The sequence below is a fragment of the Rhizobacter sp. P2_H3 genome, from assembly GCF_056403355.1.
In genome coordinates, this window is sequence record NZ_JBFUFQ010000018.1 from 17,947 (window position 1) to 39,932 (window position 21,986).

At 68.9% G+C, this 21,986-nt stretch carries 20 protein-coding genes; 12 read left to right on the top strand and 8 right to left on the bottom strand.

Annotated elements, in window-relative coordinates:
• The first annotated feature begins 98 nt into the window (after positions 1-98).
• A complete protein-coding gene (locus AC1D1T_RS05935) occupies positions 99-356 on the top strand; it encodes a hypothetical protein (RefSeq protein ID WP_465111865.1) in 258 nt (85 codons plus the stop codon).
• A gap of 22 nt (positions 357-378) precedes the next feature.
• On the opposite strand, the gene AC1D1T_RS05940 is transcribed toward AC1D1T_RS05935, so the two are convergent.
• Together AC1D1T_RS05940 and AC1D1T_RS05945 are read right to left on the bottom strand one after the other, a co-directional pair.
• Positions 379-1,146, bottom strand: a complete 768-nt coding sequence (locus AC1D1T_RS05940; protein WP_477991611.1) for a transglutaminase family protein — start codon at positions 1,144-1,146, stop codon at positions 379-381.
• 217 nt (positions 1,147-1,363) lie between these two features.
• The gene (locus tag AC1D1T_RS05945) at positions 1,364-3,685 is read right to left on the bottom strand and encodes a DUF3857 domain-containing protein (protein WP_465111867.1); all 2,322 of its coding nucleotides are present in this window, start codon (positions 3,683-3,685) and stop codon (positions 1,364-1,366) included.
• A gap of 191 nt (positions 3,686-3,876) precedes the next feature.
• On the opposite strand from AC1D1T_RS05945, the gene AC1D1T_RS05950 reads away from it, so the two are divergent.
• From AC1D1T_RS05950 to AC1D1T_RS05960, 3 genes are all read left to right on the top strand, one after another.
• On the top strand, positions 3,877-4,746 hold the full coding sequence (locus AC1D1T_RS05950) for a GNAT family N-acetyltransferase (protein ID WP_477991613.1): 870 nt from the start codon (positions 3,877-3,879) through the stop codon (positions 4,744-4,746).
• 100 nt (positions 4,747-4,846) lie between these two features.
• Positions 4,847-6,394, top strand: a complete 1,548-nt coding sequence (locus tag AC1D1T_RS05955) for a methyl-accepting chemotaxis protein (RefSeq protein WP_477991615.1) — start codon at positions 4,847-4,849, stop codon at positions 6,392-6,394.
• A gap of 66 nt (positions 6,395-6,460) precedes the next feature.
• Positions 6,461-7,384, top strand: a complete 924-nt coding sequence (locus AC1D1T_RS05960; RefSeq protein WP_477991617.1) for a DMT family transporter — start codon at positions 6,461-6,463, stop codon at positions 7,382-7,384.
• Positions 7,385-7,405: 21 nt separating this feature from the next.
• Here AC1D1T_RS05960 and AC1D1T_RS05965 read toward each other — a convergent pair whose 3' ends face one another.
• A complete protein-coding gene (locus AC1D1T_RS05965) occupies positions 7,406-7,630 on the bottom strand; it encodes a hypothetical protein (protein WP_047504444.1) in 225 nt (74 codons plus the stop codon).
• 201 nt (positions 7,631-7,831) lie between these two features.
• On the opposite strand from AC1D1T_RS05965, the gene AC1D1T_RS05970 reads away from it, so the two are divergent.
• Positions 7,832-8,521, top strand: coding sequence for a DUF6781 family protein (locus AC1D1T_RS05970; protein ID WP_477826249.1), 690 nt, complete (start codon positions 7,832-7,834; stop codon positions 8,519-8,521).
• Between the two features lie 6 nt (positions 8,522-8,527).
• Here AC1D1T_RS05970 and AC1D1T_RS05975 read toward each other — a convergent pair whose 3' ends face one another.
• Both AC1D1T_RS05975 and AC1D1T_RS05980 read right to left on the bottom strand, forming a co-directional pair.
• Entirely contained in the window at positions 8,528-10,114 is a 1,587-nt protein-coding gene (locus AC1D1T_RS05975) for a discoidin domain-containing protein (protein WP_477826250.1), read from the bottom strand.
• Between the two features lie 34 nt (positions 10,115-10,148).
• A complete protein-coding gene (locus AC1D1T_RS05980) occupies positions 10,149-10,730 on the bottom strand; it encodes an SDR family oxidoreductase (protein ID WP_477826251.1) in 582 nt (193 codons plus the stop codon).
• Positions 10,731-10,870: 140 nt separating this feature from the next.
• Here AC1D1T_RS05980 and AC1D1T_RS05985 point away from each other — a divergent pair, with 140 nt between their 5' ends.
• The 7 genes from AC1D1T_RS05985 to AC1D1T_RS06015 all read left to right on the top strand — a co-directional run bounded on the left by AC1D1T_RS05985 (position 10,871) and on the right by AC1D1T_RS06015 (position 17,724).
• Positions 10,871-11,578, top strand: a complete 708-nt coding sequence (locus AC1D1T_RS05985) for a FadR/GntR family transcriptional regulator (RefSeq protein WP_477842979.1) — start codon at positions 10,871-10,873, stop codon at positions 11,576-11,578.
• Complete coding sequence (locus tag AC1D1T_RS05990; RefSeq protein ID WP_477826253.1) at positions 11,578-12,189, top strand: TRAP transporter small permease; 612 nt, start codon at positions 11,578-11,580, stop codon at positions 12,187-12,189. The genes AC1D1T_RS05985 and AC1D1T_RS05990 overlap by 1 nt, the downstream gene beginning before the upstream one ends.
• On the top strand, positions 12,186-13,586 hold the full coding sequence (locus AC1D1T_RS05995) for a TRAP transporter large permease (protein WP_477826254.1): 1,401 nt from the start codon (positions 12,186-12,188) through the stop codon (positions 13,584-13,586). Before AC1D1T_RS05990 ends, AC1D1T_RS05995 begins: the two co-directional genes overlap by 4 nt.
• A 60-nt stretch (positions 13,587-13,646) precedes the next feature.
• A complete protein-coding gene (locus tag AC1D1T_RS06000) occupies positions 13,647-14,633 on the top strand; it encodes a tripartite tricarboxylate transporter substrate binding protein (protein WP_047504429.1) in 987 nt (328 codons plus the stop codon).
• A gap of 9 nt (positions 14,634-14,642) precedes the next feature.
• Entirely contained in the window at positions 14,643-15,632 is a 990-nt protein-coding gene (locus AC1D1T_RS06005; RefSeq protein WP_047504426.1) for a sialic acid TRAP transporter substrate-binding protein SiaP, read from the top strand.
• A gap of 52 nt (positions 15,633-15,684) precedes the next feature.
• Complete coding sequence (locus tag AC1D1T_RS06010) at positions 15,685-16,467, top strand: SDR family oxidoreductase (protein ID WP_477828387.1); 783 nt, start codon at positions 15,685-15,687, stop codon at positions 16,465-16,467.
• A gap of 129 nt (positions 16,468-16,596) precedes the next feature.
• The gene (locus tag AC1D1T_RS06015) at positions 16,597-17,724 is read left to right on the top strand and encodes a hypothetical protein (RefSeq protein ID WP_477842113.1); all 1,128 of its coding nucleotides are present in this window, start codon (positions 16,597-16,599) and stop codon (positions 17,722-17,724) included.
• 32 nt (positions 17,725-17,756) lie between these two features.
• Here AC1D1T_RS06015 and AC1D1T_RS06020 read toward each other — a convergent pair whose 3' ends face one another.
• The 3 genes from AC1D1T_RS06020 to AC1D1T_RS06030 all read right to left on the bottom strand — a co-directional run bounded on the left by AC1D1T_RS06020 (position 17,757) and on the right by AC1D1T_RS06030 (position 21,984).
• Positions 17,757-17,960, bottom strand: a complete 204-nt coding sequence (locus AC1D1T_RS06020) for a hypothetical protein (RefSeq protein ID WP_047504418.1) — start codon at positions 17,958-17,960, stop codon at positions 17,757-17,759.
• Between the two features lie 80 nt (positions 17,961-18,040).
• Positions 18,041-21,475 carry a hypothetical protein gene (locus AC1D1T_RS06025; protein WP_477991619.1) on the bottom strand — a complete coding sequence of 1,145 codons (3,435 nt, stop codon included), beginning with the start codon at positions 21,473-21,475 and terminating at the stop codon, positions 18,041-18,043.
• Positions 21,472-21,984 carry a hypothetical protein gene (locus AC1D1T_RS06030; protein ID WP_477826050.1) on the bottom strand — a complete coding sequence of 171 codons (513 nt, stop codon included), beginning with the start codon at positions 21,982-21,984 and terminating at the stop codon, positions 21,472-21,474. The genes AC1D1T_RS06025 and AC1D1T_RS06030 overlap by 4 nt, the downstream gene beginning before the upstream one ends.
• Positions 21,985-21,986: the final 2 nt, after the last annotated feature.

Consider the following 21,986-nt stretch of genomic DNA (forward strand, 5'->3'; position numbering starts at 1 on the left):
GCCGAACACTCCTGACAATTTCGTGCGGGGTGCGCGCGTATCCTGCCGCGCTTGCCCTGCGCCTTCGTGCGCTGCCACCGCTGAAAGGACGCTGCACCATGATCCTGAACCGCACCCTGTGGGTCGCCATCCTCAGCGGCGTGCTGGCGCTGTTCCAGCCGCCCGTCGATGCTGCACCGGTCGCCGCCGATCCGGCCGCGGCGCTCGCGACACTGGCCCGTCAGTACCACGACGCACAGGCCCGGCTCGACCCGGGCTACACCGCGACGCTGGCCGGCGACAACCGCTTCGACGACCAGCCGCCGCTGTCGGTGCTGGACGCTCATGTCGAACGCTGGATCGCGAGCCGGCGCTGAGATCGCTGCCGAGAGCGGCGCTTCAGCGCACGCGTTCGCGCTGTGCCACCTGGGCCGTGGGCGCGGCGGGCTGCATCGCGACGTGCCGCGGGTCGTTCGCGCGCAGCAGCTCGGCCAGCGCGGCGCGGCGCGACTCCTGCCCGGGCAGGCGGGCCAGGTTCTCCACCAGCAGCTGCGCCGCGAACACGGCGGATTCGCGGCGCGTGAGCGCGCGCAATGCGGTGACCGGCGCCGCGCCGCGCGGCCGGGGCGTGTCGGCCTTCAACTCGCCCGAGGCCGGGTCGAGGATGCGCAGCACGCCGCCTTCGTCGCGGTAGAGCACGCCCAGCTGCTGCGGCGAGGTCGCGAGGCTGATGTCCAGGCCGAGCCGCTGGCCGACGATCGTGACCAGCATCGCCATCGACACGCAGTTGCCGCGCCGCGTGACGAGGTGGGTGGCGAGCAGCTTGGTGGCGATGTCACGGCAGCCCGGGTCGTCGGTGGCGCGCAGGAAGGGGCGCTGGCCGTTCCAGTCGCCGGCGCGATAGAGGTAGGCGTGCAGCGCTTCGAAGCGCTCATGGCGGGTCGGCGCCGGCGGCAGCATCTCCAGCACCTGCCCGGCGATGGCGTCGAGCCGGCTGCGCATGGCGTCCAGGTCGATGCGTGGCTCGACCCGCTTGTCGATCGCCAGCTTGACCTCGCCGAGGTCGAGATCGGCCTCGGGGCGCTGCAGCCAGGCCTGGACGGCCTGCAGGTCGGCGTCGGGCGGCGGCTGCAGCTCGGCATGACAGATCCAAAGTGGAGAGATCAATGAGGCCGACAACAACAACCAGCCCGCGAAGAGAAGAGGAGTCTTCGACATCGTGCGCACCCTGCGTTGAATGCTGGTGCGCACGCCCCTGCGTGCGCGTTGTGTGGCCAGCGGGTGGACGCTAGCCAGCGAGCTTGCAGTGAATGTGCAGAGAAGGCCGAGTGCTTTGGGAGATTTGTCCTTGTTCTGTCAATGATGCTGACGATCGGTCATGTGCCTACGGTGATGCAGGCAACTCCGGCACGCGCAACCAGCCGGCGATTCGCCCGAGACGCGCGGCGTCATTGGTGCGCCGTGCCGACCAGGCCCGCCACTCTGCGCTCCATTGGTGCCGCAGCCATGCGGCGAGGATGAGCATGCACGACGCGAGCAGCACCGTTGACATGCCGAAGTGCTTGTCGAAGGCCCAGATCGCCACCGCCACGACCCCGCACATCAGCCACGGCCCCCACGACAGCACGGTGCCCACCGCGAGCAGCCGCCAATTCGGCAGCGGGGCCTGCGGCGGGCCGGTCTCCGCGAGCCGGTTGTCGTGCGTCACCTCGCTGCTCAGGGCCCACAGGATCGCGACCAGCAGCGCCGCGAGCAGGCACGCCATGACGCCGATGCGCCCCTCGGTCGTCGGCTTGGCGCCCGGCTTGGGCGGATCGAGGCGGTAGCCCACTTGGTCGCGTGCCTCCTCGAGATGGGCGATGTAGGCCGCGAGCCGGGCCGGCGGCACATGGTCGTCGAGGCTGCGGTAGTGGTACTTCATCAGCAGCGTGCGCTGGGTGGTGTCGACCCCCGAGTCGGCGCTGAACTCGAAGGCCGGGTCGCTCACCTCGGTGTGTTCGGTCTTCAGCGCCCACCGGCCGGGCAGCAGCGCGGTGAGGGACACCGTCACGTCCTTCGGGTGATCGATGCGAAGCGGTGCGCTGCGCACGGTGTCGTCCGGCCGCCCGAGCAGCGAGCGGATGTCCGGCACGCGCAGGTAGGCCGGCGGCCGCGGGCTGTCGGCCTCTTCGGTCACCAGTGTCGCCATGCGGTAGTGCTCGTGGGTCACCAGCCGGTTGCCGGCCTCGTCATCCTCGAAGCTGAACGGCTTCGCGACGCTCAGACCGGGGTACGAGCGCAGGTAGAAGTTCAGGTAGTTCGCCTGCAGGTCGGCCAGGCTGTCGTTGCGCAGCGTGTCGCGCATCTCGTCGGCCTTCTCGCCCTGGTAGGTGCTGGTGATGTCGAGTGTCGGCGCCTTGTCGAAGCCGCGCGAGGCGTCGATCACCATCGCGATGTCGTGMGGGTGGCCGGTGGACGCTGCCGCCGGCATCGGCTCGAGGGCGGTCGAGCGGCCGTCCAGCAGCAGCGCCCGGCCGAAGTCGGCCTGCGCGATGTGATCGATGCGGCCTTGCTGCAGGTAGCGGGTCGGGTCGACCCACACCGCCCGGTCGCCGAGCTGCGCACGCAGGATGACGTGGTTGAAGGCACCGGGCGACGGCAGGCGGTCGCCGACGTGGCCGCGCAGCCGCGTGTGGACCAGCGCCGGATCGGCCTGCACGCCGAGCGCGCGCAGCATCGTCACGGCCAGCAGCACCTTGTCCTTGCAATCGCCGTAGCGGCGGGCGAGCACCGTCTCGGGCGGGCGCGGTGCGTGCGATCCCGGACCCACCTCGACGCCGAGGTAGCGGATCTGCGACTGCACGAAGGCCAGCGTCGCGAGCAACCGCTGCTCGGGCGACCGGGCCGAGGCGGCGATGCGGTCGATCTCGGCACGCAGCGGGCCGGCCGCCGGCGCCTGCGCCGCATACAGCGGCTCGGCCCAGCGTGCCACGTCGGCCCAGTCGGCGAACTCGCTCCAGCTGACGGACGCATACGGATCGAACCAGCGCGGCGTGTCGTTCTGTTGCGGTATCGGATCGATGCCGGTGGCTTGCCAGACCCGCTCGGTCCACGCGCCCTGGCGTTCTTCGAGGAGCGGTGGAGCTGCCGGCGAGGCGAGCCACTGGATCGTGCGGTCCGAGGGCGCCAGCAGGCGGTGGTGCATCGCATGCACCGGCACCGACCATTGCAGGTCCATGCGACCGAAGGCGCGGCCGCCGAACACCGGGTTGTTGCCGGAGCGGCTGTAGGCGTAGTCGACGACGTCGCCGGGGCGGATGTCGTCGAGCACGATGTCGACGGTCTTGCTGCCGTCGTAGACACGGGATTCGAGGTCCGATTCGCGCTGCAGCACCTTGATCTGCGCCGAGGCCAGGCGGTCCTGGATGCGGCCGTCGCGGTGCACGTTCAGCGTGTGCAGCGTGAGCGTTTCATAGGACGGGTCGAACTCGATGGACTGGTGCGACTCCGACTCGACGCCGCGCAGGTTCAGCGCCCGGCTGGCGACGCGCCGGTAGGTGCTGCGCTCGCTGCCGTCGAGGCGGGTCTGCTGGTCGACCAGCAGGTAGTGCGTTCCCTGGCTGCCCTTGCCGAGGGGCGGCTTGGCCTGCTCGTCCAGCGGCTGCGGCCTGACCCAGGCCGGTGCCGGTCCGCGGCGGTACTCTGCCGCGTGGCTGCCGGCTGCCATCGACAGGATCAAGCCGGCAAAGCACGCCCTCAGCGCCCGGTTCCGCCCTGCGCGGACGGGGCGTTCCTTCTCCCGATGCATCGTGTTGTCCTTGTTGTGAGGCGCCCTCCGTGACGCCGCTGCGGATGCTAGCAAGTTGCCGACCCGGGGCCGCCGGATACTGTCGGTCCGCCCGAAACCGGTGACCCCTGATGCCCTTCATCGACCGCCTGTCGCTCGGCTGGCGCAGCGAGCTGATCTTTCCCCGCTTCGATGCGCAAGTCATCGAGCGGCCGGACTACCTGCTGATCCGCACGCCGCAGAACCCGACCTTCTGGTGGGGCAACTTCCTGTTGTTCGACCGCGCGCCGCGCGCAGGCGATGCCGCCACCTGGACGGCCGCGTTCGAGCGCGAGATCGTGCAGCACCAGCCGGAATCGAGGCACCTCGCGTTCGGCGTCGACGCAGCGGGGCCGATCGAGGTGCCGGCGGATTTCGCGGCGCTCGGGCTCACGGCGATGCAAGGCGCGGTGCTGACGCTCGCACCGCGGCAGCTGAAGCCCCCGCGCAAGGCGATCGGCGATGGGTGGCGGATCCGGCCGCTGCGCCTGCCCGACGAGGGTGCCCTGGCCGCGAAGCTGCAGGTGGCGGCCGATATCGACGGCCACGAGCCCGGCGGCTACCTGGTTTTCCGTGAACGGCAGATGTTGCGCTACGGCAGCTTCGAGCGCGCCGGGCTCGGGCACTGGTTCGGTGTCTTCGCTCCGCCGGGCGCCGACGGCAACGACACCGGTGAAGCGCTGCTCGTCGCCGACTGCGGGTTGTTCCGCGACGGCTTCGGGCCGGGCGCCATCGGCCGCTTCCAGTTCGTCTCCACGCACCCGGCCTGGCGACGCCGCGGCCTGTGTTCGGCGCTGATCCATGCGGTGTGCCGGCACGGCTTCGAGGTCATGGGCCTGTCGTCGCTGGTGATCATCGCGGACCCCGGCTACGTGGCGATCGGCCTGTACGAGGCGCTGGGCTTCCAGCGCGCCGCCGACACCTGGGGCATGGAGCGCCGGCCACCTCGGGAAAACCCTTAAGTTCAGCGCCGTTTTTCCGATAGCCGGGGATTGCGTTGCCGTTGTCGGTCGATTGCCGACAGCGGCACCTCCGTCCAATGCAGTTCCAAGGACTTTTTCCATGACTTCCCTCTTTTCGCGCATGCGCCTGGCCCCGCGGCTGGCGCTGGCTTTCGGCCTGGTGATGCTGGTGACCTCGCTGGCCGCCGGCATCGGCATCTGGCGCCTGGACCGGCTGCAGGACATCGCCACCGACCTGGGCGGCGCGTCGTCGCAGCGCGCGCTGCTCGCCCGCGAGCTGCATTCGATCGTCGTGCTCAGCTCGGCCCGTGCCGAGACGCTGCTGCAGATCGACGATGCCGAGTTCGCCGCCCGCATCAATGCCGACCGCAAGCTGACCTCGGCGCGCTCCGAGGTGGTTCGCAAGACGCTGGAAGACCTGGTCGACAACGAGCGCACGAAGGAGCTGTTCAGCGTCATCGACGAGGCCGGCGGCAAGTTCCGCGGCGTGCGCGACGGGCTGGTCAAGCGCAAGGCGGCCGGCGAGAAGGTCGCCGGCGACGACATCGCCGGCAAGCTGCGACCGGCGGCCGATGCTTATGCGAAGGCGGTGGACGATCTCGCGGCCTACCAGGCGCAGCGCGTCGAGGAGGCCCGCGCCGCGGCGGCGCGCAGCGAGCGTGAGGGCATCACGATGCTGGCGATCGGCATCGCGCTGGGGCTGCTGGTGAGCCTCGGTTGCGCGTGGGCCTTGTCGCGCTCGATCCTCCATCCACTGGCGGGCGCCTCGCGGATGGCCGAGCGTGTGGCCGCCGGCGACCTGAGCATGGCGACGGTCGCGACCGGCTCGCATGACGAGGTGCAGGCGCTGGTGTCCGACCTGGGCGCGATGCAGGGCAAGCTGGCCGAACTGGTGGCGAGCGTGCAGCACGTGAGCGAATCCATCACGACCGCCAGCACCGAGATCGCGGCCGGCAACCTCGACCTGTCGTCGCGCACCGAGCAGACGGCGTCGAACCTGCAGCAGACGGCGTCGAGCGTCGAGCAACTGACCGCCACCGTGCGCCAGAGCGCCGATGCGGCGAAGCAGGCGAACCAGCTGGCGCTGTCGGCCTCGGGCGTGGCCACGCGCGGCGGCGAGGTGGTGGCCGACGTGGTGCAGACGATGGAGGCCATCGCCGGCTCGTCGAAGAAGATCGCCGACATCATCGGCGTGATCGACGGCATCGCGTTCCAGACCAACATCCTCGCGCTGAACGCTGCGGTGGAAGCGGCGCGCGCGGGCGAGCAGGGCCGCGGCTTCGCGGTGGTGGCCGGCGAAGTGCGCAGCCTGGCGCAGCGCAGCGCGCAGGCCGCGCGCGAGATCAAGAGCCTGATCGGCGACAGCGTCGGCAAGGTGGAATCGGGCACGCGGCTGGTGGAAGAGGCCGGCACGACGATGCGCGAGATCGTCAGCTCGGTGCGCCGCGTGACGGACATCATCGGCGAGATCAGCACCGCCGCCGGCGAGCAGAGCGACGGCATCGGCCAGGTCAACCAGGCGATCGCCCAGCTCGATCACATGACGCAGCAGAACGCGGCGCTGGTCGAGGAATCGACCGCCGCGACGCAGAGCCTGAAGGACCAGGCGACGATGCTGTCACGCGCGGTGGGCAGCTTCAAGTTGTAGCCCGGATGCGAATCCGGGATCCCGGGTTGGCACCCGGGCTACGGGGCGCTCCGTAGAATCCCTTCAATGAGCAGCCCCTCGGCGGTACCTTCGACAGACGCTCCCTCGACCCCTCCACGCCACTGGCCCGGCCTGCTGCTGGCCACCCTGGGTGCCATCGCCTTCTCCGGCAAGGCCATCATCGTCAAGCTGGCCTACCGGCACGATGTCGATGCGGTCACGCTCATCATGTACCGCATGCTGTTCGCGCTGCCGCTGTTCCTGCTGCTGTCGTGGTGGGCGGGGCGTGGCAAGCCGGCGCTGACGCGGCGCGACTGGATCGTCGTGCTGGGCCTCGGCTTCAGCGGCTACTACCTCGCGAGCTTCCTCGACTTCGCCGGGCTGCAGTACATCAGCGCGAGCCTCGAGCGGCTGATCCTCTACCTGAACCCGACGCTGGTGCTGTTCCTCGGCGTCGTGCTGTTCCACAAGACCGTGAACCGCCGCCAGCTGATGGCGCTGGGCGTCAGCTATGCCGGCGTGCTGCTGGTGTTCGGGCACGAGATCCAGCTGGTGGGCACGCATGTGGCGCTCGGCGCGGCGCTGGTGTTCGGCAGCGCGGTGAGCTACGCGCTGTACCTGGCGTTCAGCGGCGAAGAGGTCAAGCGCCTGGGGGCGCTGCGGCTCACGGGTCTCGCGACCACGGTGGCCTGCGTGCTGTGCATCGGGCAGTTCGTCGTGCTGCGGCCGATGTCGGCAGCGCTGGTGGCGCCCGAGGTGATCTGGCTGTCGGTGCTGAACGCGACGCTGTGCACCTTCGCGCCGGTGCTGATGGTGATGATGGCCATCGAGCGCGTCGGCGCGACGGTGGCGGCCCAGACCGGGATGGTCGGGCCGTTGTCCACGATCCTGATGGGCGTGGTGATCCTCGGCGAGCCGTTCACCGGATGGGTCGCCGCCGGGACAGTTCTCGTCCTGGCGGGAATCTGGTTGCTCGCGAAGGCCCGCTGACGCTCAGCGGGCCGATCCAGGCTAGGCTTCGTCGGCTTCCTTGCAGGACGGCGCGCAGACGAACTGGGTCTTGCCCAGCAGCTTGCGCGACTTCAGCGACGTGCGCGCGCGGTGCTTGCCGCACAGGAAGCATGACATCGTCGCGGCGCTGAACACGCCGGCAGACGCAAACGGAGAGCCGGGGGCCTTGGTGCGATAACGCAGGCCTTCGGCATCGATCGAGTTTTTGACTTGGTCTTTGGCCATGGATCAGGGGGTTGCGGGCGCGGGTCGCGCACCCGGAGGGAAAGGGCGCGGATCGCAGGCCCCATAGAGGGCCCGCGGCCGCGCGGGTCCGACATTATCAGGGCTGGCGAGGTTTCCTTCTCGAAAACAGTTGGATACCCTTGCGGGGCGCCGGATTCCGCCGGCCGACCACGCCACCGAGCACACCACCAGGAGAAGCGAATGAGCAAGTCAGGGATCGACCAGGACGCACTGATCGCGATGTTCTCGCAGGCCAGCGCCCGCCAGGGCGAGGCGCTGCGCAAGGCGGTCGGCGAGGCGACGCTGAAGGCGCTGCAAGGCCGCGAGCTGACGCTGCAGAACATCCGCGGCGTCGTGAAGACAGTCACCAAGGCCGCCTCGACCGGCCTCGCCGAGAACCCCTCGCCGGCGATCGACCCGGAGGCGCTGCTCGGCAAGGCCTTCTCCGGCATGGATGGCGCGCTGCTGCAGGCCGTCGAGGCGCACCGCAAGGCGCTGCAGCAGTTCGTCGACCAGGGCGTCGGGCTGCAGGAAAAGCAGCTGAAGGGCGCGCTGGCCGACCTGGAGAAGATGGAGGACACCTTCTTCTCGACCGTCAGCAAGGCCGCCGGCTCGGCCACCGAGCCGCTGCAGGGGGCCTGGAGCCAGGTGCTCGAGACGATGAAGCTGAAGGGCACCGACACCGGCGCCCAGGCATCGAACGCCGTCGAGCAACTGGTGTCGCAGGCGCAGACCGCCATCCGCAACAGCCGCGCGCTCGGCCTGAAGACGGCGCAGGCGCTGCTCGACAGCTACTCGGCGCTGGTCAGCGGCGTGCTGATCGGCATGGCCGAGGGGCTGCAGCAGGGCGGCGAGGCTGCGGCGCCGGCCGCGAAGACACGGCGTCGCTGACGCTCTTCAGTGCACCGACAGCTCGGTGATGCTGTTCCACTGGCTCGCCGTGCTGCCATGCCCCGTGATGCGCACGTAGCGTGCCGTCACGTCGGTGATGTCGTAGAACTCCTTCGCGGTCGTCTGGCCGCTGGAGATGCCGCGCCAGCGTGTGGTCCATCCGTTGCCGTCGGGTGAGGTCGCGATGTCGAAGCGCGCGGTGCGCTGGTCGCCCAGGTAGAAGGCCACGCCGACCTTCTGGATGGCGCGGCTCGAGCCCAGGTCGAGCGTGATCGCCTGGCCGTCGCCTTCGGCGCTCCAGCGCGTCGCCAGGCTGCCGTCGATCGCGTTGGCGGCCGGGTTGCCCGCCTGCGCGCTGGTCGCGCTGACCGAGGCCACCGGCAGTGCCGCCAGGCCCGGGTCGATGCGGCGCCAGCGCTGCATCGCCTCCAGCAGGTAGTAGTCGCCCCAGGCCGTGCCCTGGTTGTAGAGCGTGTTGCCGGCGTGGTGGTTGTAGGCGCTCTGCAGCAGCAAGGCCTGGCTGTTCGACGGCGTGCCCAGCGTCGCGAACCACGGCGCCGACAGCAGCGCGCCCAGCGCCGTGCGCGCCGCGTTGCGGTAGGTCGTCGCGCGCGTGGCGTCGGTCTCCAGCAACGACAGCTCGATCAGCCCGGCCGCCGCGATCGCCGCGGCCGAGGTGTCGCGCGGCGCGCCCGGGATCGCCGGGTCGTTGAAATCCCAGTGCGGAATCGAATCCGCCGGCAGGTGCGCGAGGTACCAGTCGGCCATCTTGCGCGCGGTGTCGCGGAAGGTGGTCTCACCGGTGAAGCGGTACGTCATCGTGAAGCCGTAGATGCCCCAGGCCTGGCCGCGCGCCCAGGTCGAGCTGTCGCTGTAGCCCTGCACCGTGGTGCGAGACTTCACGCCGCCGGTCACCGGGTCGTAGGTGACGAGGTGGAAGCTGCTGCCGTCGGCGCGCACGTGGTTGTCGCGCGTCTTCAGCGCGTGGCTGCGGGCCTGGTTGTAGAGCGCCGTCAAGCCCCCGTGCCGGCTGGCCCAGAACAGCAGCTCCAGGTTCATCATGTTGTCCATGATCACCTGGAAGTTCGCGTTGTCGCCGTTCGAGCCCCACGAGCGCACCGCACCCACGGTGCCGTTGTAGCGCTGGCTGAGCGAATTGGCGGCGGTCAGCGCCACCTGCCGGTAGCTGTCGACGCCGGTCAGCCGGTACGCATTGCCGAACGGCGTGAACACCATGAAGCCGACGTCGTGGGTGCCGGTGTTGGTGTCCTGGCCCTCCATGCCGTTCTGCCAGGTCTGCGCCTGCGTGCTCCAGCCGTCGGCCGCGAACTGGCCGTGCAGCAGCCACAGGTTGGCCGGGAAGAAGCCGCTGGTCCATTCGCCGGAGCCGGCATAGGTCCAGGCCTGCGCCGCGTCGCTGGTGGTGACCTTCGGGTACGAGGTCTTGTTGCTGCGCTGCGCGATCGCGCCCTCCTGCTGCACCGCGACGGCCCATCCGTTGCGCAGCTTCAGGTCCAGCGCATCCTCGGCGCGCGCAGCGCCCTGCAAGGCCAGCGCGCATGCGGCGGCCGCGAGTATCGATCTCGATGTCATGTCGTCTCCGTCGTTGTGGTTGTCGTCGTCTTCTTCAGCGTGCCAGCCACCCGCCATCGACTGCCAGCGTGTGGCCGTGCATGTAGTCGGACGCCGCGGCGGCGAGGAACACCGTCGCCCCCGCGAGGTCGTCCGGCCGCCCCCAGCGACCGGCCGGAATGCGCGCGAGGATCTCGCCGTTGCGCTTCTCGTCCTGGCGCAGCACCAGCGTGTTGTCGGTCGCGATGTAGCCGGGCGCGATCGCGTTCACGTTGATGCCCAGCGGCGCCCATTCGTTGGCCAGCAGCCGCGTGATGCCCATCAGCCCGCTCTTGGCCGCGGTGTACGACGCGACCCGCACGCCGCCCTGGAACGACAGCATCGACGCGACGTTGATCACCTTGCCGCCGCGGCCCTGCTGCACGAACCGCCGCGCCGCAGCCTGCGCGAGGAAGAACGCGGCCCTCAGGTGCCGGCCGCAGGCCTCCACGGCCGCCTGCGTGCCGGCCTGGTCGCCTTGCGCCGCACCCGCCACGTCGGCCCCGGCCTGCGCCAGCGCGATGGCCATCGCCTGGCCGATGCCGCGGCTCGCACCGGTCACCAGTGCCACCTTGCCGTCGAGGCGAAACAGGTCCATCCGCACATTGGACAAGTGGTCAGGCCAATTGGCAACCGCAGGCCGGTCAGGGAGTTCCCTGACAGGGCCAACCCTCTTGGACCCGCGAGACGGCTCACAGAAGATCAACTGGCCTGACCAATCCAGGCGCCCGGTTGTCCATGCCCATCCAGACCATCGAGAGCCGCCGGCTGTACCGGCAGATCGCCGACCAGCTGAGCCGCCTCATCGACAAGGGCGAGTTCCGCGTGGGTGCACGGCTGCCGTCGGAGCGCGACCTCTCGGAGCAGCTCGGCGTGAGCCGCCCGTCGGTGCGCGAGGCGCTGATCGCGCTGGAGGTCGAGGGACTGGTCGAGGTGCGCGGCGGGGCGGGCGTGTTCGTCTGCGCGCGCAAGCCGGGCGGCGCGTCGCACCGCACCGAGGCGACGCCGCCAGGTCCGTTCGACCTGATCCGCGCGCGCTGGATCATCGAGTCCGAGACCGCGGCGCTGGCGGCCACCCATGCGACGCCCGAGCACCTGCAGCGCCTGAAGAGCGCGCTCGTCGACATGCAGCGCCATGCGACGCACGCGCCCGAGGCCGTGGCCGCCGACCAGCGCTTTCACCTGTGCCTGGCCGAGGCCAGCGGCAACAGCGCGCTGCTGATGGTGGTGCAGCAGCTGTGGGAGGCGCGCACCGGCCCGCTGTACACGCAGCTCGAATCGCATTTCTCGGGCGAGGCGGTGTGGAAGCAGGCGGTCGAGGAGCACGGCGAGCTGCTGCAGGCGGTGGCCGGGCGCGACCCGCGCGCGGCACGCGACGCGATGCGCAAGCACATGAAGAACGCCGAGGTGCGCTTCGCCTCGGGCTGGAAGCCGGGAGAGCCGTGATGCCGCCTGCCGCCCTCGACGAGCCGCTGCACGAAACGCCGCCCACCGTGGCGCAGGAGGCGGCGCACTTCGACATCCACGATGCCGAGGTCGACCTGCGCGCCTACCGTGCCGAGGACTGGCTCGCGTTCGCGCTGTTCGTGCTGCTCGGGGCGACGGTCTTCTACCAGTTCTTCACCCGCTACGCGCTCAACGACTCGGCCTCGTGGACCGAGGAGATCGCCCGCTACTTCCTCGTCGCCATCGTCTTCATCGGCGCGGCGATCGGCGTGCGCAAGAACAACCACATCCAGGTCGACTACCTGTACCGCGTGCTCCCCGCCCGGCCGATGCGCGTGGTGGCGACGCTCGTCGATGCGCTGCGAATCGGCTTCCTCGCGATCTGCGCGGTGCTGACCTGGCAGCTGATCGGGCGCATCGGCGCGAGCCGCATGGCGGTGGTCGACCTGCCGATGGGGCTGGTGTATGGCGCGGTGCTGCTCGGCTTCGCCGCGATGACCTGGCGCGCGGTCGGCGTCGCGCGTGCGAACTGGCGGCGCGGTGCATCGGTGCTCGAGCGGCCGGAGCTCGGCGATCCGGTCGACGCCGATGACAGGAGCGCGCAGCCATGACGGCCGTCTTCAAGCTCGTCTTCCTCGCGTTCATGGGCGCCGGCGTGCCGGTCGCGATCGCGATGGCCGCGGCGGTGCTGCTGTTCGTGCTGCTGAGCGGCAGCGCGCCGCCCTTCGTCGTGATCCACCGCATGGTCGGCGGCATCGACAGCTTCCCGCTGCTGGCCGTGCCGTTCTTCATCCTGGCCGGCAACCTGATGAACGTGGCCGGCATCACGACGCGCATCTACAACTTCTCGCTCGCGCTGGTGGGCTGGCTGCGCGGCGGGCTGGCGCACGTGAACATCGTCGGCTCGGTGATCTTCGCCGGCATGAGCGGCACCGCGATCGCCGATGCCGCCGGCCTCGGCACGATCGAGATCAAGGCGATGAAGGACCACGGCTACAGCACCGAGTTCGCGGTCGGCGTGACGGCCGCGTCGGCGACGCTCGGGCCGATCATCCCGCCGTCGCTGCCGTTCGTGATCTACGCGATGTTCGCCAACGTGTCGGTCGGGCAGCTGTTCCTGGCCGGCATCGTGCCGGGCGCGGTGATGGCGCTGCTGATGATGCTGACGGTGGCCTGGTTCGCGCGCCGCAACCGCTGGGGCCGCGACACCCGGCCCGAATGGCGCCGCATCGCCAAGGCGCTGGCCGAGCTGGCGGTGGTGGTGGCGTTTCCGCTCGCGCTGTGGGCGCTGTCGGGGACCGGGGTCAACATGCAGCTCGCCGCCGCGCTCGCGATGGCGGCGCTGCTCGCGGCCGACCGCTTCTTCCGCTTCGATGCGGTGCTGCCGATCATGACGCCGGTGCTGCTGATCGGCGGCATGACGAGCGGCCTGTTCACCGCCACCGAGGGCGCGATCGCCGCCTGCGTGTGGGCGCTGTTCCTCGGCCTGGCGTGGTACCGCACGCTGAGCCTGAAGGCGCTCGTCAAGGCGTGCATGGACACGGTGGAGACCTCGTCGACGGTGTTGTTCATCGTCGCGGCCGCGTCGATCTTCGGCTGGATGCTGACCGCCACGCGCACCACCGAGCTGATCGCGCAAGGGGTGCTGGCCATCGCGAGCGAGCCGTGGCAGTTCCTGCTGCTGGCCAATGCGCTGATGCTGTTCGTCGGCTGCTTCCTGGAGCCGACCGCGGCGATCACGATCCTCGTGCCGATCCTGCTGCCGATCGTGCAGCGGCTGGGCATCGACCCGGTGCACTTCGGGCTGGTGATGGTGCTCAATTTGATGATCGGGCTGCTGCACCCGCCGATGGGCCTGGTGCTGTTCGTGCTGGCGCGCGTGGCCCGGCTGTCGGTCGAGCGCACGACGATGGCGATCCTGCCGTGGCTGGTGCCGCTGCTGGCCTCGCTGGCGCTGGTGACCTTCGTGCCGGCGATCTCGCTGTGGCTGCCGCGCCTTCTTTCCTGAATCCCGTGTCCTGAATTTCCCTTTCCTGACGACAACGACGACTGAACGGAGACAACGACGATGATTCGCTTCGATGCTGCACGGCACGCCCTGCTGCTGGCTGCCGCCTGCCTGCTGCCCCTGGCCGGGATCTCGGCCTTCACCGCCTCCAACGCGCGCGCAGCCGACTACCCGACGCGCCCGATCGAGCTGCTGGTGCCCTACCAACCGGGCGGCGGCACCGACGCGCTCGCACGCGCCTTCGCCGAGGCCTCGCGCAAGCACCTGCCGGCCTCGATGTACGTCAGCAACAAGCCGGGCGCGAGCGGCGCGATCGGCTGGAGCTACGTGATCAACAGCAAGCCCGACGGCTACACGATCGCGGTGATGACGGTCGAGATCGCGACGCTGCCGCACCTGGGTCTCGCGAAGTTCACGCACGAGGATTTCATCCCGATCGCGCAGCTGAACGCCGACCCGGCCGCGATCACGGTGCGTGCCGATGCGCCTTGGAACACCTACGAGGAGTTCATCGCCGCCGCGAAGAAGGGCGACCTGCGGGTGGGCAACTCGGGCGTCGGCTCGATCTGGCACCTGGCCGCGGCCGCGCTCGAAGACCGCACCGGCGCGAAGTTCCTGCACGTGCCCTACCAGGGCGCGGGGCCGGCGGTGCTGGCGCTGATGGGCTCGCAGATCGATGCGGTGTCGGTCAGCCCGGCGGAGGTGTCGACCTACGTGCAGGCCGGCAAGCTGAAGACGCTGGCGGTGATGGCCGACCAGCGCGTGAAGGGTTTCGAGAAGGTGCCGACGCTGAAGGAGCGCGGCGTCGACCTGAGCATCGGCACGTGGCGTGGCCTGGGCGTGGCCAAGGGCACGCCGCAGGACGTCGTCGACGTGCTGCGCGCCGCGACGCAGAAGACCGCCGCCGAGCCGAGCCTGCATGAGGCGATGGACAAGCTGAACCTCGGCTATGCGTATGCCGATGCGGCGGCCTTCAAGCAGGTGGTCGCGCGCGACCATGAGACCTTCAAGGTGCTGATCCCGAAGCTGAACCTCAACAAGCCGTAGGAGACGACGATGATCCGGATCTCTTCCTTCAAGCCTTTCAAGCGTTTTGCCGCGCTGGCGCTGCTCGCGCTGTGCAGCACCGCCGGGCTCGCGCAGACCAAGCTCAAATGGGCCCACGTCTACGAGACCAGCGAGCCGTACCACAAGCAGGCGCTGTGGGCGGCGGAGGAGATCAAGAAGCGCAGCAACGGCAAGTACCTGATCGACGTGTTCCCGGCGTCCACGCTCGGCAAGGAGACCGACATCAACCAGGGGCTGACGCTGGGCACGGTGGACATCATCTACACCGGGATGGCGTTCGCCGGGCGGGCCTACCCGCCGCTGTCGATCGCGTCGGGGCCGTTCATCTTCCGCGACCATGCGCACTGGCAGAGCTTTCGCGACAGCGCGATCTTCAAGGAGCTGGCGGCGGGGTACGAGAGCAAGAGCGGCGGCAACCACATCGCCGGCTACACCTATTACGGCCAGCGCCACCTCACCGCGAACAAGCAGGTGCTGAAGCCGGAGGACATGAAGGGCATGAAGCTGCGCGTGCCGGATGCGCCGCTGTTCATGATGTTCCCGCGCGCGGTGGGCGCCAACCCGACGCCGATCGCATTCGCCGAGGTGTACCTGGCGCTGCAGAACGGCACCGTCGATGCGCAGGAGAACCCGCTGCCGACGATCGAGGCCAAGAAGTTCTACGAGGTGCAGAAGTACACGATGCTGACCGGGCACATCACCGAATCGCTGGTCACCGTGGTGTCGGGCACCACCTGGAGTTCGATGCCGGCGGCCGACCGCAAGCTGTTCGACCAGGTGCTCTGGGAGGCGTCGACGCGGGCGAGCAGCGACATCCTCGAATCCGAGCACCGCCTCGTGACCGAGTTCGAGAAGGCCGGCCGCACCATCGTGAAGGTGGACCGCAAGCCGTTCATGCAGGCGGTGCAGAAGGCAGTGACGGCCCCCGATGCGCCGTGGTCGAAGGAACTGTATGACCGCGTGGAGGCGCTGAAGTAGCGAGTTCGCCGAGAATCCTGGCGATTCGCCGCACGGCATCGAAAGGAATCGCATGGATCTCGGAATCGAAGGCAAGTGGGCGCTGGTGTGTGCCGCCAGCAAGGGCCTGGGCAAGGGCTGCGCACAGGCGCTGGTGCGCGAGGGCGTCAACGTGGTGATCACCGCGCGCGGTGCCGAGGCGCTGGAGGCGACGGCCGCCGAGTTGCGGGCGCTGAAGCGCGGCGAGGTGCGCAGCGTGGCGGGCGACATCACGACGGCCGCCGGCCGCGAGGCGGCGCTGGCGGCGTGCCCGCAGGTCGACATCCTGGTCAACAACGCCGGCGGGCCGCCGCCGGGGGATTTCCGCGACTGGGACCGTGACGCGTGGATCAAGGCGCTCGATGCCAACATGCTGACGCCGATCGAGCTGATCAAGGCGACGGTCGATGCGATGGCGGGGCGCGGCTACGGGCGCGTGGTCAACATCACCTCGGGCGCGGTGAAGGCGCCGATCGGCGTGCTGGGCTTGTCGAACGGCGCGCGCAGCGGGCTCACCGGTTTCGTGGCGGGCCTCGCGCGCACCAACCTGGTCGCGAAGAACGTGACCATCAACGGCCTGCTGCCCGGCGCGTTCGACACCGACCGGTTGCGAACGACGGTGCGGGCCGGGGCGCAGAAGACGGGGCAGGACGCCGACGCCGCGTGGGATGCGCGGCGCAAGACGATCCCGGCGCAGCGCTTCGGCACGGCCGAGGAGTTCGGCGCGTTCTGCGCGTTCCTGTGCAGCGTGCAGGCGGGGTACCTGACGGGGCAGAACATCCTGCTGGATGGCGGGGCGTATCCGGGGACGTTCTGAGCGGAAGGATGTACTGCGCGTGGAACGATGTGGCGGCTGGCGTGACATACAGGGCGTTACTCGGGTGAGGGCTCGGCGCTTGTGAGGCTGAGGTGGCGCCTGGGGCGTCACTTCAACACAGAGGCCACCATGGGTCCTTCCACCAAACTTCAGCCCAATGCTGTTCGCAAGATCTCGCGCTCGCTGAGTGCCCCCTCACCGGAACACGCCGCAAGGGTCACCACGCTTTCCAGGCAGCGCAGTTCCGCAGGGCACTGCGTGCAAAGCCATCTGGCCTCTCGCTCCGGGTCGCACATGTTCAAGGTGGCCTCGTTCGCCACCATGCAGAGTGTTCCGTTCCTGGCTGCGCGTTCGCGCGGACAGGTGCAGGATTTCAAGGCGCATTTCGATGCCTTGAAGAGCATGCTGGCGTACTACGACGACCAGCGTGTCAACGCGCCGCGCGGGAAGACCACGCCCGAAGTCCAGCCCGAGGACTGGATGCTCGCCCAGGAGATCGTGAACACCCTGACCACCTTTCCTGAATTTGCGCAGTTGGCGCCGGCGTTGAGCAACAGCATCGAGGCTCTGAAGCCTCTGCTGGGGCAGCCGGGACAGGCGCGATACAGCGCATGGACGGCGGTGGGCCGCACCGTCAAGAACTTTTGGCCTGCCGGCCATCAGGCGCCCGCTGCATCGCCGGCGGCGCAACAGCGGCAGGTTTCAGCCCCCGAGGCTGCGCCACAGCGCAAGCCGACCAGTTCCTGTCAGGCCGCGTGCCAGGACCTCGCGGACTGGAGCAAGGGCATCCAGACGGTCGGGAACACGCAGCAGATTGCGTGGAGCGACGTGCGCAAACGGGTGAATGGGATCGTCTCGAGCCCTGACTTCGAGACCCACGTCTCGCCGGACGAGCAAGCCGTGTTCACGGATCTGCAAAAGCTCAATGCTACTGACTCGGGGCGTTCCGGGCGATTCAAGGCTTGGGAGACTGTGCAAAAGCTGGTGTCGCAGCACACGGGCAGCCCSCCCCCGTCGGTGGGACAGTTTCGGACACTCTTGAATCGCATGCCCATCGGCGGGGTTTGGATGGACGCAGATGTGAAGGCGTTGATCCAGATGTGCAACACCGAGCGGTTCAATCACGCGGCCTGGGGGGCGGCCCTTGGCAATCAGATGTGGACGGTGGAGGTTGCTCTGAAGAACAACGCGCTGAATGCGGGGGCCGTGATGGAGAGATTGCTCGCCGATCTGAATCAGAAGTTCCCGCCCGCGTAGTCAGGCGACCGGCGCAGGCCCGGGCGGCGATGTCAGCCTTCGCCGAGCATCGGCGCCTGCGTCAACTCGGCATCGACGTTCATCAGCACGCTGGCGAGCGACAGCGCGCGCCACAGGTGGGGCGGCATCGCCATGATCGCTTCCGGCGACTTGGCGCTGGCGACCCAGGCGCCGATCTCGGCGTGCTGTTCGATGGTCAGCAGGTGGCGCCGTCGCATGTCGTCCAAGGTTTCCATGCTCGGTCTCTCGAAGATTGCGAGGAGCAGGGCTCGCGCCTCGTGCGATCCGATCATCGCACGAGGCTGAGAGCGGTCTCTCAGGGGAAGGTCGCCAGGAACACACCGTCGTTCGCCGTGATGACGAGTTGCTTGTCGCTGACGACAGCGACGGATCCGATCTGGCCGAGCGACGCCGGAAGTGCCCCCAGGATGTTGCCGGCGCTGCCGGGCTTGCCGACGACGGTGCTGACCACGCCGGCCGGCGTCACCTTTCGAACCGTCTTTGCGATCGGATGGCCTGTACCGCCGGCGCCGCCCAGATCGGCCACGTAGATGTTCTGCTGGCTGTCCACCGCAAGGCCCAGCACGACGCTGAAGCGAGCGGCGCTGCCCGTCGCATCTGCCGTGCCGCTTTGGCCGGCCGTGCCAGCCAGCGTCGTGACGGACCCGTTGGAGGTGATCCGCCGGATCGTGGCATTGCCAGTGTCGGCCACATAGATGTTGCCACCAGCGTCTGCCGCCAAACCGCGTGGATCGGTGAACCGAGCGGCGGTGCCTTGTCCGTCTGCCGAACCCCATTGCTGCACGTCGCCTGCGAACAGGGTGACCACGCCTTGAGGCGTGACACGCCGGATCGCGCTGTAGTTCGACACGAAGACGTTGCCGTTCGGATCCGCGGCAATGCCTCGCGGATCGGGCACCGTGGCGATCGTGGTCACTTCGCCCGCCGGGGTGACCTTGCGCACGCTGTTGTTGCCGGTGTCCGCGACATAGAGGTTGCCGTTCCGGTCGATGCAGAGGCCGACCGGGTCGGTGTCGCCTATCGAGTCGGAGTGAATCGAAATGAACCGGAACTGCGCATTGCTGCCGACGCCGTCGCTGTTGCCGCGCACGCCCGGTGTTCCCGCGAGTGTTGTCACGACACCCGCTGGTGTGATCTTGCGAATCACGTAATTCAGCGCGTCCGCCACGTACATGTTCCCTTGCGAGTCGACGGCCGAGCCTCCCGGTGCCTGGAATCGGGCGTTGCCACCGGTCCCGTCCGCGTAGCCGAAGTTGGATGCAAGTCCGGCGAGCGTGCTCACTTCGCCGTCCGATGAGATCTTCCGTATCGTGTGATTCTCTTCGTCGGCGACATACACGTTGTAGTGCGAGTCGACCGCTACGCCGTTGGGCCGGCGAAACCGCGCGTCCGTCCCGAAGCCGTCCGCGCTTCCACGCGTGACCAGCCTGCCGGCCAGCGTGCTGACGTCGCCCTGGGGTGTGATCTTTCGAATGATCTCGTTGAAGGCATCGGCGAGGTAGACGTTGCCGTCCTTGTCGACGGCCAGACCGCGTGGTTCCTGGAAACTGCCGTCGCTGCTGCCTTGCCCGTCGGCGAAGAACGTCGAAGTGCCGTCCGGGTTCACCTTGCAAACCTCGTAGCCGCCGAGGTTCGAGATGTACAGGTTGTCGGCGCTGTCAACCGCGATGCCAGAAGGATTCGACAGGCTGTTCGACCCGCAGGAGCTGATCGCCAGTGTCGTCACCACGCCTTGCGGCGTCACCTTTCGGATCGCGTTGTTCAAGCTGTCGGCCACGTACACGTTGCCATGGGTGTCCAACGCGAGGTCGGCAGGGCCGCTGAATCGGGCGCCTGCTCCGACGCCATCGGCGTTGCCGAGCGCTCCTGGTGATCCTGCGAGCGTGCTGACCAGCCCGTCGCGCGTGATCTTGCGGATCGTGCTGCTGCCGTCGGTCACGAACACGTTTCCGATCGCATCGGCAGCGATGCCTTGCGGCGCGTAGAACCGTGCAGCCAGGCCGAGGCCGTCGGCGGTGCCGGATTTGCCGGGCGAGCCGGCCAGCGTTTGCACCGCTCCTTCTGGCGAGATCTTGCGGATGGTGTGGTTGTGGTTGTCCGCCACGTAGATGTTTCCATCACCGTCGACCGCCACCCGCCACGGGTTGTCGAACCTGGCGTTGGAGGCCCAGCCGTCGCAGTTGCCGCTGCCTCCGGCGCTGCCGGCGAGCAGGGTCAATTGCCCGGCCTTGGCGGCGCCGGCAGACTGCGTGCTCAGCTGGGACGGCAGGGACGGCGACCCCCAGATGGACACGGCGGTGCAGATGCCGGCACTCAGCGCGTTCGCGACGCCGCTGTCATACGCCGCTTGCGCCACCGCCGCCGATGCGTTGAAGCCGCCATCGTCCTTGATGTCCTCCGTCAACTGCCGCGCGAAGGACAGCGCCGGCGATGCCAGTGACGAGTCGAACAGCGTTCCTGCGATCGGCAGCGCGGCCATCACGGCGCCGTAGCGGCCGGCCCAGGTGTTGGTGAGGGCGCCGCGTCCTGACGTGCTGGACAGCGGAATCATGAAGTTGCTGACGTCGGTGGTCTGGTAGGCGCTCGGCAGCTTGGCGTTCAATTGCGCCAGCATCAACGTGTTGGCCTGCTGCATGGCCACCTGTGTGAGCGCGGCCTGCGATCCGAACTGTCGCAGCGCCCACTGGTAGGCGGCTTCGGTCATCGGGTTGGCGCTGATGTGGTGCGTCAGCTGCGGAACCATCACATGCAGCTTCTGGCCCTGCAGCGCCAGCCAGGAGCGTTTGGCTTCGTCGAAGTACATGCCGTTGCCGCTGCCGTCGTCCCCGAACTCGACGATGAACGGACCCGTGTATGCGCGGGGGTAGAGCGACACCAGGAAGTCCTCGCTGAGTTCCGCGCTGCCCAGCAACTGACCGTCCGGCTTGTAGACGGTGGCACGCGCATTGCGCATCGCCGACAAGCCGGGGCCTGCCGAGCCGGAGCCCCCGTCTCCGGCGCCGACCCCGCTGCCGTCGCCGCTGTCGCCACCGCAGTTGCCGCCGCACGCATCGCCGCCGCTGACCACGATGAACTCGACCGCGACCGACAGCGTGACGGCGCGGCTGACGACGCTGCCTCCGGCGTTGCTCACGGTGACGCGGAACGACTTGCCGTTGTCCGATTCAAGTGCCGGCGAGAGGATCAGCGTGTATGCATTGCCGTTGGGCACGTCGCTCCAATGGGTTCCATCGGGGCTCGACTCCCAGCGGTACGACGGCGACGTGCCGGCGGCGGCCACCGTGAAGACGGCGTCCAGCCCCGCGTTGGCGGTGACGTTGGCCGGCTCGACGGTGATGCTCGCGGGCACGACGGAGGTCGTCACCGTCAGGGTGACCGGCCTGCTCGTGATGGACGAGCTGGCGTCCGACACCACCACACGCAGCTGCAGGTTGTTCTGCGCCAGGTTGGCGCCGAAGGTGTAGGCGGACGAGGTGGCTCCGGCGATGTCGACCCACGATCCGCCTTCGAGACGCTGCCACTGGTAGCGCTGGGCGCTGTTCGCGATCACGCCGAAGCTGGCCGTCGTGCCGTCGAGCACGCTCTGGTCGACCGGCTGCGACACGATGCTCAAGGGCACTGTGTCGTTGCCGCCCCCGCCACCGCCCGAGCCGATGATCGACGCGATGCCGAGGACGAAGAGGGCGGCGATGGCCACGCCGCGTGCCGCGATCGAGGTGAGTGCAGTCATGGCGGAGTCCGGGTGACAGGAGGGGGGCGAAGCCTTGCGAAGGCGAAGGCGAGCGCCGCGAGCGCACCGATCCAGCAGGCCGCGAGGTCGCAGGGATCGAAGGTGCCGCGTACGAGGTAGGCGGCGACACGGTTGGGCAGCAGCCAGCTCGCGTGCGTCTGATTCAGAAGCACGACGGCCGGCGGCCATACCATCGGGTGCTGAAGAACTTCAAAAGCGGAGTCGATGATCGCCCATGCGCCACACGCGGCGATGTGCATCGTGCGACTCGCAGGCAGCAGCAGGCAGGTCAGCAGGCTGGTCGCGAAAGCATGCGCGAGGCTCGGCAGGCTGCCGCCGAGCACCCCCAGGTGCGATGCGGATCCGTCCGCGATGCGCAGCATCGCGGGCAGCAGCGGTGCACTGCCGCGCGGACGATCCAGTGCGTAGACCGCGACCGCCAATGCGAATGCTGCAAATACGGCCAGCAGGGCTGCGTAGCGCGACGATGGGCTGTGCGGAATGTTCAAGC